Here is a 12,701-nt window from a genome sequence, read left to right as displayed (position 1 = left end):
ATAAGGAGATTAGGCATAGCGGACTTAATGCGCGTGAGTGGCCAGCCGTTCCGCGATTGCCTGCCGAACATATTCGCCCTGCAAGACGATGCTGGCATCTGGCCAGCCTTCGCCCACCAGCGCCTGCTCGATTTCGCGCACGATCGTGAAGCGCCCGGTCTCCGCCAGGGCATAAGCGCGGGCGCGAACGGCATGATCTTTCTTGTTTCCTGCAAACATCCTTACTCTCCTGCTTTTTTGGTTGTTACCCAGCATCATATGCCTATTCGCCGTCGCTTCAATGGTTCTTCGCGATGGACAGGACACAGGACGCGGCGAAAAGCTGCCTTTCGTGCCTGCCACCTTTGCCCTACATCGGTGCAATGACCGATTTTAGCGAACTGCTCAAAGCCGACAGCGGACAGCCCGCGCGTTCCATACAACTGGTTGACGGCAACAGCTTTACCGAATGGCTCAAAGCACAGCCGGAACGAGCCCGGACCGCGGTATCGGCGCAGAAGTTTAGCGGCAAAGGCTATGAATATGCGATATTGCCTGGGGATCGGGCAGACGAATGGTCCGTGGTATCGGGCGTGGCGAATGTCGATAGCCTGTCGAGCTGGTGCCTTGCCAAACTTGCCGAGGTCTTGCCTGCTGGCACATATCGACTGAGCGAACGCCGTCCCGGTCCGGCCATGCTGGGTTGGCTGACCGCGCAATATGGCTTCGAACGATATCGCCGCGATGACACCCCAATAGGCGCGCGTGTCCTGTTGACCGACGATGTACGGCGGATCGAGCCGGCAATCCTTCTTGCCGAAGCCGTCGCTATGGTTCGCGACATGGTAAACACGCCCGCCGCCGACATGGGACCGCCGCATCTAGAGGAAGCCGCCGGTGCCATCGCATCGGCTTATGGCGCGCGGATGGACGTGACCCAGGGGGATGCACTCGCAACAGGCTATCCCATGATCCATGCCGTAGGGCGCGCAGCGGACCGCGCCTTCGCGCCACGCTTGATCGAACTGACATGGGGCGATCCCAAACACCCCAAAATCGCCATCGTCGGCAAGGGCGTCTGTTTCGACAGCGGCGGTCTGGACATCAAGCCATCCGCGGGGATGCGCATCATGAAGAAGGATATGGGCGGCGCGGCGCATGCTCTGGCGCTGGCGAAGCTGGTTATGGCCAGCCGTTTGCCCGTACATCTCCATGTCCTTGTCCCGGCCGTGGAAAATGCCATCAGCGGCAACGCGTTTCGGCCGGGTGATGTGTTGGCGACGCGCAAGGGGCTGACCGTCGAAATCGGCAATACGGATGCCGAAGGGCGGCTGGTGCTGGGCGACGCACTGACGAAGGCGGTCGAGGATAGCCCCGAGTTGATACTGGACTTTGCAACGCTCACCGGCGCTGCGCGCGTTGCATTGGGTCCGGACTTGCCGGCCCTTTTTTCCAACGACGAACCAATGGCGCAAGCGCTGATCCAGGCGGGGACCGATGCCGACGACCCGCTGTGGCGTTTGCCATTATGGGGCGCCTATGGCGACATGTTGAAATCCGACATTGCAGACGTCAACAATGCGGGGGAAGGCGGCTTTGCCGGGTCGATCACGGCGGCGCTCTTTTTACAGAAGTTCGTAGCCGATACGATAGCCTGGGCGCATTTCGACACCTTCGCATGGCGCCCTTCTGCAAAGCCGGGGCGTCCCAAGGGTGGCGATGCTCTGGGACTGCGCGCGGCATTCGCGATGTTGCAATCGCGTTATGGCCGAGAGGCGTAATAGGAATTTGATGGCCCCGCCGCCCGTTACGCAACCGGACCTGATGTTGTGCGTTACGGTGCCATGGAAGTTCAGGCAGCCCCCAACGACAACGCCCGTGCGCAGCGCAGCACGACCCCGATGCTCGACAAGTGGATGCAGACGCTCGTCGACTATGTCCGCTCGGGCGAACCGGACCTTACGAACCGTCAGATGGCGTTGATGATGAAGGTATATGTCGAGCCGGGACCACACACGGTTCGCGGTTTGGCAGAGGCGTTGAATGTATCGAAACCCGTAATTACACGCGCTCTTAACAAGCTGTCTGCTCTAAGCTATCTGCGCCGCGAACGCGACGTGGCCGACCGACGGAATATCTTCGTCGCGCGGACATCCAAAGGGGCAGATTTTCTTGACGGATTCAACGGTTTCATCGCAGGAACGAACCGCGATGAACGACACCGAAGCAAAAGCGCCGAGCGCGCAGCCTGACCGCACGCGATTCAAGCTTCAGGGCCGTTCAGCAGTTTTAGACAAGCGTGTTCACGCCATTCGCAGCGACCTTGCCGATATGTCGTTGGCGGGTGTTCTGTTCTCTGCACATTATGCGCGCGCGGTCGAAATGAGTTGCGTATGGCCCGGAGCGCCCGTGCAATCCGCCAAATCGGTCGGAGCCGAATGCGTTACGCAACTGCTGCGCGGCGAAATTTTCCATGTCCTGGATGTCACAGCCGACTGGGCCTGGGGTTTCTGCGAGCATGACGGCTATGTCGGCTATGTGCGACGCGAAGCGCTGGACGTACGGGAAACCGCGACGCATCGTATATCCACATCGCTGGCTCCGGTATTTTCCGATCCTGATATAAAGTCGCGGATCGTGGATTATTGGCCGCGTGGGTCGGTGTTTCCGGCAACTGTCGAAGGCGCGTTTCTGTGCTGTGCCGAAGGGTTCGTACATCAACGTCATGCTACCGATGCGAAAATTCGGGAGAATGACTGGGTTGCGGTTGCCGAACACTATCTGGGCCAGCCCTATATCTGGGGCGGGCGTGGGCATCAGGGCGTGGATTGCTCTGGCCTCGTCCAGATCGCCTTGGCTCAGTGCGGCAAGTCTGTGCCGCGCGATACGGACTTGCAGCGCGAAAGCATAGGCACGGTATTATCCAACGACGAAACGCTCCAGCGGGGCGACTTCATTTTCTTCCCCGGCCATGTCGGGATGATGATGGATGAAAGCCGATTGCTGCATGCCAATGCCTATTGGATGACAACCGTCATAGAACCACTGGCGGATGTCGTCGCACGGTTGGCACCGGATCATGATCAACCGATACTTACGCGGCGGAGAATAAGCCGATGAGCACAAATGTCTTCATCGACGGTGCGGCGGGAACGACTGGCCTGGAAATCCGGGAAAGGCTGGCGGATCGCACCGAGCTTTCGCTGATCACCTTGTCCGATGCCGAGCGCAAGGATGCCAACGCACGCAAGCGGGCCTTGAACGATGCCGACATCGTAATCCTGTGCCTGCCGGACGATGCCGCGCGTGAGGCCGTTTCGCTGATCGACAATGATCGGACGAAGGTTATCGATGCGTCCACTGCGCACCGTGTTGCGCCCGGCTGGGTCTATGGCTTCCCCGAAATATCAGGGCATGACATCGTTTCGACATCGAAACGAATTAGCAATCCCGGCTGCTACTCGACGGGATTCATTGCCCTTGTCGCCCCACTGGTGCGCGCAGGACTGATCCCCGCCGACTGGCCGCTCGCATGTAACGCAGTGTCGGGTTATTCCGGTGGCGGCAAAGCCATGATCGCGGATTATGAAAGCACTTTGCACGTATCGACTTATTCATCTTACGCCCTTGGCCTTAGTCACAAGCATGTGCCGGAAATGCAGGCGCATTGTGGGCTGACGATCTCACCGATCTTCGCGCCTGCGGTAGTTCCGTTGCATCGGGGGATGATCGTGGACATACCATTACCGATAGGAGCGATGCCGGGCGCGCCCTCTCCCGCCGCGATGCGCGCTGCCTTGCACGACCATTATGCGGGATCGCCTATCGTCCGCCTGGTAGAAGACTATGGCGCATCGACCCTGACCGTCGAACGCTGCGCGAACAGCGACCGGCTCGACCTTTTCGTCTTCGCCAATGAAGCGGGAACACAGGTGCGACTGGTCGCCGCGCTCGATAATCTTGGAAAGGGTGCAGCAGGTGCAGCGGTGCAGAACCTCAACATACTTGCGGGCCTTGAGCAGACCGCAGGCCTGAAGCTCTGACGCTTTAGTGCAGCGTACCTAACGGCAGTTCGATCGACAGCAACAGGATCAGCCGCTCGATTTGGCGCCAGCGGCAAAAGTGAATGTGGTTGCCCAGATCGCGGCTGTGATCGGCGCGGATCACGGCTTCATATGCAGCATCGTCGCCATACATGGCCATGAGTTCCGCGGCATCATCGACACTCGCGCGATCAGACAAATAGGGTAGCAGCATGAATGCCCTCATGTGACGCCGGGTGAACCCCGGACGGTTGTTGCTGGCTCCGATGTTCACACATCATGCCAGAACTGCGGGATGGGCGGTTGCTGCGGGCTTCGATAGTCAACGAGACGTTATCTACATGCCATATCGGGACAGATGCACCGTTCCGGGACATCTGGCGTCCCGTAGTGAAGCATGGCAAGGAGGCTTCATGACGACACCTGTACGAAAGAACCCGACCGGCGCCGGCGCCATCATCGCATTTCTGGCTATTGGAGGCGTTATCGGTGGCGGGCTGTTGGGACAACCGACCATCGGCTTGTTGGTGGGCGTCGGCACCGGCATTTTGATCGCAGTGCTGTTATGGCTGCGCGAACGCGGTCAATAGCACGGGATTTCTGCTGACGACGCTTGCGGGAGGAAGCGTGCCGACCTAGATCATTCCCATGAAAAAATACCTGGCTCTGCTCCTCGTCATTCTTGCCGTCGCGGCAGGCGGAATCTTCTATATGGCGCGGGGCGACACGGCCCAGTTGAAGCCGGGAGAAGACATTGGCCGCACGCCCAACTTCACCCTTGCGCGCCGGGAAATCATCCCAACCGTCAACATTGCCGATGTGGTGGGATGGAAGGCCGGGGAAAAGCCTGATGCTGCCAAGGGGCTGACCGTCGAACGCTTTACCGAAGGCCTCGTCCACCCCCGTTCCATGATGCGCCTACCCAATGGCGACATACTGGTTGCAGAGACCAATGGCCCCAAGGGTGAAACGACCGGCCTCAAAGACATGATCATGGGGTGGTTGATGGCGAAAGCAGGCGCAGGAGTCGCCTCGCCTAACCGTATCACGTTGCTGCGCGACGCCGATGGCGACGGCAAGGCCGAAGTGAAGACAGCCTTCCTGACAGGCCTTAATTCGCCTTACGGCATGGCCTTGGCGGGCGACACTTTGTACGTCGCCAACACCGATGCCCTGATGGCCTTCCCCTACAAGACCGGCGAAACGAGGATCACCGCCAAGGGCCGCAAGGTGATGAACCTGCCATCGTTGGCGCCCAATATGCATTGGACGAAGAACCTGCTCGCCAGCCCCGATGGCACCTTGCTGTACATTGCGGTTGGATCGAACAGCAACATAGGCGAAAATGGTCTCGACAAGGAAGAAAACCGCGCTGCCATTTATGAACTGAACCTCAAGACCGGCGATAAGCGTATATATGCAAGCGGCTTGCGCAATCCTGTCGGCATGGCTTGGGAACCGTCGAGCAAGGAGCTGTGGGCCGTCGTTAATGAACGCGACATGCTTGGTAGCGATCTCGTCCCCGATTATCTCACCCGCGTCGAATTTGGCGGATTCTATGGATGGCCCTGGATATATTGGGGCGGCTACGAAGATCGCCGCGTTCAGCCCGAGCGACCGGAGCTGCGCGAATACACCCACCGTCCAGACTACGCGCTGGGCAACCATGTCGCGCCTTTGGGGCTGACCTTCGCCAACGGCGCAGCGCTTGGAGCCCCCTTCGACCGCGGAGCCTTCGTCGGTTTGCATGGCAGTTGGAACCGCAAACCCGCCGCAGGGTACAAGGTGATGTTCGTACCGTTCACCGCTGATGGTCAGGCAACCGGGAAACCTGTCGACCTGCTGACCGGCTTCCTCGACAAGGATGGTGACGCCCGTGGCCGCCCCGTCGATGTTCTGATCGATCAAAAGGGCGCGGTTCTGGTCAGCGACGATGTAGGTGGCATAATCTGGCGGGTCAGGAAGTAAGCGACTTCCCTGCCCGCCCCGCCAGTTCGACAACATATTGCCATGCGACCCGGCCCGACCTGCTACCGCGCTGGGTCGCCCATTGGATAGCATCCAGCGGTTCGAAACTGAGATCGAAGCGCCGCGCATAGCCCGACACGATGGCCAGATAGGCATCCTGATCGAGATTGTGAAACCCGAGGCTAAGGCCGAAGCGATCCGATAGGGCCATCTTGTCATCGACGACATCGCGCACATTGATAGGATCGTCTTGCTCGTTCAGATAGCGCGGCAAGATGTGCCGCCGGTTTGACGTAACGTAGAGGCGAACGTTGGCAGGACGCGCCGTGGCGCCACCCTCCAGTAACGATCGCAACGACCGGGCATCGCCGCCATCGTCGTCAAAGCCCAGATCATCGAGAAACAGGATGAAGGGCCGTGTCGATCCACGCAGCAAGGCAAATAATGCCGGCAGGCTCGCCAGACTGTCGGTGGCGCACTGGACGAGAGCAATGTCCTGCCCCGCCCCCTGTAACCGCGCTACGCAGGCTGCGACAGTTGCTGACTTACCCGTGCCACGCGCGCCCCATAGCAATGCATCGTGCGCGGGATATCCCGCTGCATGGCGACGGCTGTTTTCAAGCAAAGCGGACTTTTGCGCATCGATGCCGGACAGCAAATCGAATGCGACCGGTGCAAAGGCATCCACCGGCCGGATCGCTATCCCATCCCAGTGGTAGGCAGGCGCAACATTCAGATCAACCGGAGTGACGGACGCAGGCGATACGTTACGGACCAATGCTTCAAGAGCGTCGGCAATGCGGCTAAGGGCGGGATCTGTCATACATGGCGCTCTATCGGCGAGAAGGATGTGCAGCAAGCGTAACGGTTTTGACGCTTTGCGCTTCTAAGCGAGCGTGAGCAAAGCTATAGCGCGGGACAGTGACCATTTCCCAACCCTATTTTACCACGCGCATATGCCGATATGACACCGCTGCGCTGCGTGAGGCAGCAACGCTGATCCGCGCTGGGGAACCTGTCGCGGTGCCGACAGAGACTGTGTATGGCCTTGCAGCAGATGCCACCGACGATCTGGCCGTTGCAGCGATTTTTGCAGCGAAGGGGCGACCGGGCTTTAACCCGCTGATTGTCCATGTGGCGGATCGGGGCATGGCCGAGCGGATCGCCACGTTAAATCGCACTGCGGACATGTTGGCAAAGGCGTTCTGGCCCGGGCCGCTAACGATGGTCCTTCCGCTGCGCGCAGACAGCAACATCGCACCGCGCGTTACGGCGGGTCTTGCGACCATTGCACTGCGCATGCCCGCCCATCCAGCGATGCTCAGCCTTATCCGCGAAAGTGGCAAACCCCTCGCCGCACCGTCGGCCAATGCCAGCGGATCTATAAGCCCAACGCGCGCAGAGCATGTATTGGCGAGCCTGGGCGGCAGGGTTCGTATGATACTGGATGCAGGACCAACCAGCGAAGGGCTGGAATCGACCATTGTCGCGCCAGAAGAGCAGCGCATTCGCATGCTGCGCCCCGGGTCGGTCACGCCCGAGATGCTGGAAAAAGCGAGCGGCCTACCTGTCGTCGTTGCGCAACAGTATGTTCCGATGGAAGCTGTTGAAGCGCCGGGGCAACTAGAGAGCCATTATGCCCCCAGCAAACCCTTACGCCTCAATGCGGCAAACGCGGAACGGGATGAATATATGATCGGCTTCGGCCTGATCGCATGCCACTATAATCTTAGTCCGGAAGCCGATCTTCGGGAGGCAGCCTCCAACTTGTTCGCGGCCCTACATCTGGCTGACGCCAGCACTGCTACACGCATCGCCATCGCTTCCATCCCCTCAGACGGGATCGGCATGGCAATCAACGATAGACTACGACGGGCCGCCGCTTAATTTCAGGGACAATCGGCGACACGCCGCAGCGTTCAATTGCAATCGTCGTAACCCGCTTCCTTGCAGGCACGACGCCGCTCCTTGTCGCGCTTCTTCATTTCCTTGCCTTCGCGCTCTTCCTTCTTGCGCATTTCACGGCCGTAGTTGCGATCCGATTCGTCCTGACTGGTCGTCGCCCAGTCCGCTGCTTGCGCCCCGGCCCTGACCGGCAAAGTCACAATGTCGACCGCCGTCCGGGCAATACAGCCAGGCAGCATCAGCAGTGCCACTGCAGCAGCTAACGACAAAGGCCGGAGGCGATCTACCTGTCGAAACATTTGATTCACTCCCCGAAACCGTCAACAAAACAAGGCTATGGCAGATAAAGACTGCTGCAGCCTCGCCATGCCATGAACCGGGCAAGCGACGCTATAGGTAAATCGCGATAGCTCTATCAACGCCTAGAGCATCAAGTGGGCGGTGCAATTGCAAATACCGAACACGGGATATGCGTAATACGACACGCAAGGTCGCCTTCACCTGACGCCACAACATAAACATCGCCATGTTTGGCGATTCCCGTCGTGAACACGACGTCGTGCAAGTACATTTGATGCTCGATGGGGTGAGTAATCGCCGGATTTGCCTCAAGCAACGGCGTATTTTCCGTGTGCAATACGATGCTTGGATCGTCCCGATCCAGAATTGACCAGTAGGTTCGATAGATGCCAACGACGTCTTTCGGCTCGACACCATGCCATAATGACAGCCAGCCAGCCTCGGTCAGAATTGGGGGCGTTCCCCCGCCCATTCGCTCCGTTGCTCGTGTAGTTGCATGTGGCCGCAATCCAGGCTTGCGGTACGGTTTCCAGAAATGGGTATCGGGAGAGAGCGCAAGGTTTATCGAAGGGCCAGCGCGCCAACCGCTGCCAGGCGGATAAGCAAAGTACAGGTCGCCCAGAGGCCGAGTCTGCGCCCAATAATGATTGTCGATGAGGTCTTCGAAAATCAGCATGTCCTTGTTCTGATGATCGAGGACAATGTCCTCAAAAGTCCAGTCGAGGCCGTTGGTCGAGCTGTAGAGCGTAGTCGCGTGACGTTCCGGACTGACGGAACAGGTCGTCATCAGCCATCGTTCGCCGACCTTGCTTATCCGTGCATCCTCCAGCCCATAGCATTGAAAGTCGAACGCGGGTGCAATTGCCTTGTCATAGTGAATCTCGATGCGTTCGCGACCGTCAGGGCTAAGCTCCACAGGTAACAGCCACGACAATGACGTCAGCGCCATTGTCTTCCAACTATTGCCGCAAAGCATGAATTTGCGCGGGTCGGTCGTATCGGCCTGTTCGAGGGGCCAAGCATCGACAGCAAAGCGGCCCCGTGCATCGTCCTTGATGGCTTCCCATCGAATGGTGTGAACATGCCCGTCGACCACCGGATGTCGCAATGCCTCCGCTATGCGAACCATCATTAGCAGGTTGCCATTTGGGAGACGTGTCAGTCCCGGATTGAAAGCGCCCAGCACATGAGTCTCGACGGATAGATGCCCGGCAAGCGGTGAGCGCAAGAGGTCAATGTCATCGGGAACGAGAACAAGCTGATCAAATGGGAAAGCCATTCCTACGCCGAAATTTGTGGAGCGGAGTTTTTCGAGTCGGCCGGCAGCATCCTGATATTCCTCTGCGACAAAGTTTATAGGGCAGTATTGAGCCTGCTTTGCCACGGATTCTGTGTCGCGGATATGGGCGCGCACCGAACCTTTCCCACGCCATATCGATGTGCCATCCGTGAGAGATATCCCACGGATGGCAACAGATCAGGCGTCTTCAGCCTGTATGTTGACGGTCGATTCTGCCAGCTTCGTCATATATTCGTCGCCGCCGTAGATATCCTTGGTCGCATTGCGCAGTTTCTTGTTATCGTCTTTCAGCCCGAGAGCCTTGGCATAAGCAGCCGCCGTGCCGAACCCAGCGATGCCATAATGCGTCATGCGCTGATATTGTGCGATGATGAGGACGTCGAGCACCGGCCCTTTATCAGGACCTTCTTCAAGCACATGTTTCGTTGCTTCGGCCACAAGGCCTTCCATGCCTTTGCAATGGTCCTTCGACACCTTCTCATTCTGTCCTGCAATCAGCTCTTTCAGGATTGCTGTGTGGCCGGCGATCCCTTCCTGCGATTCAGTAAGCATCTCTTTGAGCGATGCATCGCTTGCTTTCGTGGCGAACTTCTTGATGACTCTCAACATCTGGTCGTTAGCGGACCATAGATCCTTCAGTTCATCGACATACACATCATTAAGATTTTCCGGGGTCGACACAGGCGCTCTCCTTCTTGCCAAACGAAATGTCCAACATGGTTGAGGAGCGTATGAAAGCGGATGCAGTTCCTGTTAAACCGGCCAGCCTGATGTAAGTTAGTATGTTTTCGTGGCGACCGGCGGATACCTTGACGGCCTGATGATCACGCCTCCAGTCGTTGGGAGAATTTGCTTTGCAATTTCTTCAGCTTCGGCGGGATCACAGCCATACAATAAGGGTTCTGAGTGCCGACGCGATCCCAATATTGCTGATGATAATCTTCGGCGGGATACCATTCTGTCAAAGGCTCGATCGTTGTGACGATAGGATCGCGATGATCGGGTTGCGCGCGCACTATCGCCTGCTCCGCGGCAACCTTCTGCCCGGCGTTGTGGGGAAAGATAGCGGAGCGATATTGCGTGCCCACGTCATTGCCCTGGCGGTTCAAAGTCGTTGGATCATGCGTCACGAAATGAATGTCGAGCAGATCTGCAAAACTGATAACCTCAGGATCGAACGCGATCCGAATCGCCTCGGCATGGCCGGTGCGACCGCTGCATACCTGCTCATAAGTTGGATCGGGAACGGTGCCACCTATGTAACCGCTCGTGACCGAGGAAACCCCCTTCAGCCGTGTATATACCGCTTCCGTGCACCAGAAGCAGCCTCCAGCCAGCGTTGCAATTTCTTCAGCCATATAATGTTCTCCGTTGCGTCCTAGATAGGAGGACAACAGCGCAGGACAAGCGCAGCGCGACTAGGCGGATACTTTAGTGGCCGCTCGCGCACGCTCCTCGACAACGAGTTCCTTGCGCGACAATTTTCCGACCAGTGTCTTGGGTAAGGCTGTACGGATTTCCACAGCGGCGACGCGTTCATGCTTCCCCAATTGCGGGTTCAGCCAAAGTTTCAGGCTTTCTTCGTCAACTGCCACTCGGGCGTCGTCGCCATCTTGCAACGTCACGAAAGCCTTGGGCATTTCGCCACGATAGCTATCCGGAATACCGATGACCAATGCCTCCTTGACTGCCGGGTGGTGATACAGGATTGCCTCGATCTGGCTGGGGAACACCTTGAACCCACCGACGGAAATCATGTCCTTCAATCGATCGACGACACGAATATAGCCATCCTCATCGATTTCCCCCACATCGCCAGTACGCAGAAATTCGCCGACGAATGCGTCGCCATCGGCATCGGGCCGCTGCCAATAGCCTTTCATGACCTGCGGGCCGGAAAACACGATTTCGCCCGGTTCGCCCGGCGGCGGCGGGCGTGTCGGGTCTTCCTTGTCCACTAGCTTGACTAGTGTACCCGGCAAAGGTTGACCGATAGTGCCAGTCTTGTTCAATCCCTCATAAGGATTGGTTGAAACGACACCGCTGCTTTCGGTAAGCCCATAGCCCTCGACCACCTTGGCACCCGTCACCGCTTCGAACCGCTGCTTAACCTCCAGCGGCAAGGGTGCGCCCCCAGAAATACACACACGCAGCGATGAGTAATCAATGTTACCGACGGCCGGATGATCAAGAAGCGCCTGATACATGGTCGGCACACCCGGCAGGGACGTTGCCTTGGTTCTGCCGATTGCAGCCAGCACCTGCACGGCTTCGAAACGCGGCAGCATCACAATCTCTCCACCGTTCAGTACGGTGCGATTGAGGACACAAGTATTGGCGAAAACGTGAAAGAAGGGGAGGACGCCGATGATCCGATCCGCCTGATCGCGACAAGGATCGACGGCTTCCACCTGACGCGCATTGGCACTCAAATTCTGGTGGGTCAGCATCGCACCCTTGGGCTGGCCAGTAGTGCCTCCGGCATACTGCAACAACGCAATGTCGTTGACCGGATCGATCGGCGCAACGGCACAAGCGCCTTTGTTGGCGATGAGCTTGGAAAAGGCGATGACACGCGGATCGTTCGGGCGCTCGACGCTATCGGCCTTCTTGAACAATCGATAGAAAAGGGATTTCGTGGTCGGCAACGCTCCCGCGATTGAGCCGACGACCAGTTTCTCCAAACTGCTGCTTTCGAGAACCTTCAGTGCCGTGGGCAATAAAGCCTTGGCCGACAGCGTGAAGAGAATTTTTGTCCCGCTGTCCTCCACCTGATGCGACAACTCCGCCGCAGTGTAGAGGGGAGAGAAATTGACAACCGTGGCCCCGGCCATCAGCGCGCCATAGTAGGCGGCGACATAATGCGGTACATTGGGCAGATAGAGACCGATCCGGTCCCCCTTTTGCACGCCCATAGCCTGTAGTCCGCAGGCGACGCGCCGCACTCCGTCGAGGCATTCTGCGTAGCTATACTTGCGCCCCATGAAATCGATGAGATGCGCCTGCGGATGGGCAGTGGCACTGTCGATGAACATGTCCGTCAACGACAATGGCGGGAACGACTGATCCCACCGTGTCGGATGATTATAATGGCTGTTCCAGATGATGTTTTCGCTCTCCATTTACATAGGTGTAAGTGGAGATAATCAGGCTGGCAATCCGGTAAAATCCCGACAATTGCTACAAAGAGCGGGACGCATAAAAAA

The 12,701-nt window shown here is 58.0% G+C and carries 15 protein-coding genes; 7 read left to right on the top strand and 8 right to left on the bottom strand.

Features of this window, described 5'->3' with window-relative positions:
• Positions 1-24: 24 nt before the first annotated feature.
• Positions 25-219: a hypothetical protein gene (locus tag LQ220_RS17605; protein WP_230189442.1), complete on the bottom strand. Its 195-nt coding sequence runs from the start codon at positions 217-219 to the stop codon at positions 25-27.
• A gap of 143 nt (positions 220-362) precedes the next feature.
• Between LQ220_RS17605 and LQ220_RS17600 the strand changes: the two genes are divergently transcribed.
• The 4 genes from LQ220_RS17600 to argC all read left to right on the top strand — a co-directional run bounded on the left by LQ220_RS17600 (position 363) and on the right by argC (position 4,022).
• Positions 363-1,760 carry a leucyl aminopeptidase family protein gene (locus tag LQ220_RS17600; protein WP_230189441.1) on the top strand — a complete coding sequence of 466 codons (1,398 nt, stop codon included), beginning with the start codon at positions 363-365 and terminating at the stop codon, positions 1,758-1,760.
• A 120-nt stretch (positions 1,761-1,880) separates the two neighbouring features.
• Entirely contained in the window at positions 1,881-2,231 is a 351-nt protein-coding gene (locus LQ220_RS17595) for a MarR family transcriptional regulator (RefSeq protein ID WP_230189485.1), read from the top strand.
• Positions 2,191-3,099 (top strand): NlpC/P60 family protein, encoded by a 909-nt coding sequence (locus LQ220_RS17590; RefSeq protein WP_230189440.1) that lies wholly within the window; start codon positions 2,191-2,193, stop codon positions 3,097-3,099. Before LQ220_RS17595 ends, LQ220_RS17590 begins: the two co-directional genes overlap by 41 nt.
• On the top strand, positions 3,096-4,022 hold the full coding sequence (gene argC / locus LQ220_RS17585; protein WP_230189439.1) for an N-acetyl-gamma-glutamyl-phosphate reductase: 927 nt from the start codon (positions 3,096-3,098) through the stop codon (positions 4,020-4,022). The genes LQ220_RS17590 and argC overlap by 4 nt, the downstream gene beginning before the upstream one ends.
• 4 nt (positions 4,023-4,026) lie before the next feature.
• On the opposite strand, the gene LQ220_RS17580 is transcribed toward argC, so the two are convergent.
• The gene (locus tag LQ220_RS17580) at positions 4,027-4,236 is read right to left on the bottom strand and encodes a hypothetical protein (RefSeq protein WP_230189438.1); all 210 of its coding nucleotides are present in this window, start codon (positions 4,234-4,236) and stop codon (positions 4,027-4,029) included.
• Between the two features lie 199 nt (positions 4,237-4,435).
• Between LQ220_RS17580 and LQ220_RS17575 the strand changes: the two genes are divergently transcribed.
• Positions 4,436-4,612, top strand: a complete 177-nt coding sequence (locus tag LQ220_RS17575; protein WP_230189437.1) for a hypothetical protein — start codon at positions 4,436-4,438, stop codon at positions 4,610-4,612.
• 58 nt (positions 4,613-4,670) lie between these two features.
• A complete protein-coding gene (locus LQ220_RS17570; RefSeq protein WP_230189436.1) occupies positions 4,671-5,990 on the top strand; it encodes a sorbosone dehydrogenase family protein in 1,320 nt (439 codons plus the stop codon).
• Here the strand turns inward: LQ220_RS17570 and LQ220_RS17565 are convergent.
• The gene (locus tag LQ220_RS17565) at positions 5,980-6,813 is read right to left on the bottom strand and encodes an ATP-binding protein (RefSeq protein ID WP_230189435.1); all 834 of its coding nucleotides are present in this window, start codon (positions 6,811-6,813) and stop codon (positions 5,980-5,982) included. The two genes, LQ220_RS17570 and LQ220_RS17565, sit on opposite strands and share 11 nt — an antisense overlap.
• A gap of 98 nt (positions 6,814-6,911) precedes the next feature.
• On the opposite strand from LQ220_RS17565, the gene LQ220_RS17560 reads away from it, so the two are divergent.
• Complete coding sequence (locus LQ220_RS17560) at positions 6,912-7,877, top strand: L-threonylcarbamoyladenylate synthase (protein ID WP_230189434.1); 966 nt, start codon at positions 6,912-6,914, stop codon at positions 7,875-7,877.
• A gap of 32 nt (positions 7,878-7,909) precedes the next feature.
• Here the strand turns inward: LQ220_RS17560 and LQ220_RS17555 are convergent, their stop codons facing one another.
• From LQ220_RS17555 to LQ220_RS17535, 5 genes are all read right to left on the bottom strand, one after another.
• Entirely contained in the window at positions 7,910-8,134 is a 225-nt protein-coding gene (locus tag LQ220_RS17555; RefSeq protein WP_230189484.1) for a hypothetical protein, read from the bottom strand.
• Positions 8,135-8,325: 191 nt separating this feature from the next.
• Positions 8,326-9,474: a glycosidase gene (locus tag LQ220_RS17550; RefSeq protein WP_230189433.1), complete on the bottom strand. Its 1,149-nt coding sequence runs from the start codon at positions 9,472-9,474 to the stop codon at positions 8,326-8,328.
• Positions 9,475-9,672: 198 nt separating this feature from the next.
• Entirely contained in the window at positions 9,673-10,176 is a 504-nt protein-coding gene (locus LQ220_RS17545) for a DUF892 family protein (protein ID WP_230189432.1), read from the bottom strand.
• Between the two features lie 143 nt (positions 10,177-10,319).
• Positions 10,320-10,853 carry a peptide-methionine (S)-S-oxide reductase MsrA gene (gene msrA / locus LQ220_RS17540; protein ID WP_230189431.1) on the bottom strand — a complete coding sequence of 178 codons (534 nt, stop codon included), beginning with the start codon at positions 10,851-10,853 and terminating at the stop codon, positions 10,320-10,322.
• 60 nt (positions 10,854-10,913) lie between these two features.
• The gene (locus LQ220_RS17535; RefSeq protein WP_230189430.1) at positions 10,914-12,617 is read right to left on the bottom strand and encodes a long-chain fatty acid--CoA ligase; all 1,704 of its coding nucleotides are present in this window, start codon (positions 12,615-12,617) and stop codon (positions 10,914-10,916) included.
• Between the last annotated feature and the right edge of the window lie 84 nt (positions 12,618-12,701).

The organism is Sphingobium sp. CECT 9361 (assembly GCF_918741285.1).
GTDB lineage: Bacteria > Pseudomonadota > Alphaproteobacteria > Sphingomonadales > Sphingomonadaceae > Sphingobium.
The sequence above is the reverse complement of the archived record's forward strand: the minus strand, read 5'-3'. Positions and strand labels throughout refer to the sequence as shown.

Bases quoted from the DNA above. Each gene is read 5' to 3' on its own strand.
- LQ220_RS17575 (WP_230189437.1), top strand. From the start codon at position 4,436: ATGACGACACCTGTACGAAAGAACCCGACCGGCGCCGGCGCCATCATC.
- LQ220_RS17550 (WP_230189433.1), bottom strand. From the start codon at position 9,474: ATGGCTTTCCCATTTGATCAGCTTGTTCTCGTTCCCGATGACATTGAC.
- LQ220_RS17555 (WP_230189484.1), bottom strand. From the start codon at position 8,134: ATGCTGCCTGGCTGTATTGCCCGGACGGCGGTCGACATTGTGACTTTG.
- msrA (WP_230189431.1), bottom strand. From the start codon at position 10,853: ATGGCTGAAGAAATTGCAACGCTGGCTGGAGGCTGCTTCTGGTGCACG.
- argC (WP_230189439.1), top strand. From the start codon at position 3,096: ATGAGCACAAATGTCTTCATCGACGGTGCGGCGGGAACGACTGGCCTG.
- LQ220_RS17595 (WP_230189485.1), top strand. From the start codon at position 1,881: ATGCTCGACAAGTGGATGCAGACGCTCGTCGACTATGTCCGCTCGGGC.
- LQ220_RS17565 (WP_230189435.1), bottom strand. From the start codon at position 6,813: ATGACAGATCCCGCCCTTAGCCGCATTGCCGACGCTCTTGAAGCATTG.
- LQ220_RS17570 (WP_230189436.1), top strand. From the start codon at position 4,671: ATGAAAAAATACCTGGCTCTGCTCCTCGTCATTCTTGCCGTCGCGGCA.
- LQ220_RS17600 (WP_230189441.1), top strand. From the start codon at position 363: ATGACCGATTTTAGCGAACTGCTCAAAGCCGACAGCGGACAGCCCGCG.
- LQ220_RS17580 (WP_230189438.1), bottom strand. From the start codon at position 4,236: ATGCTGCTACCCTATTTGTCTGATCGCGCGAGTGTCGATGATGCCGCG.
- LQ220_RS17605 (WP_230189442.1), bottom strand. From the start codon at position 219: ATGTTTGCAGGAAACAAGAAAGATCATGCCGTTCGCGCCCGCGCTTAT.
- LQ220_RS17535 (WP_230189430.1), bottom strand. From the start codon at position 12,617: ATGGAGAGCGAAAACATCATCTGGAACAGCCATTATAATCATCCGACA.
- LQ220_RS17590 (WP_230189440.1), top strand. From the start codon at position 2,191: ATGAACGACACCGAAGCAAAAGCGCCGAGCGCGCAGCCTGACCGCACG.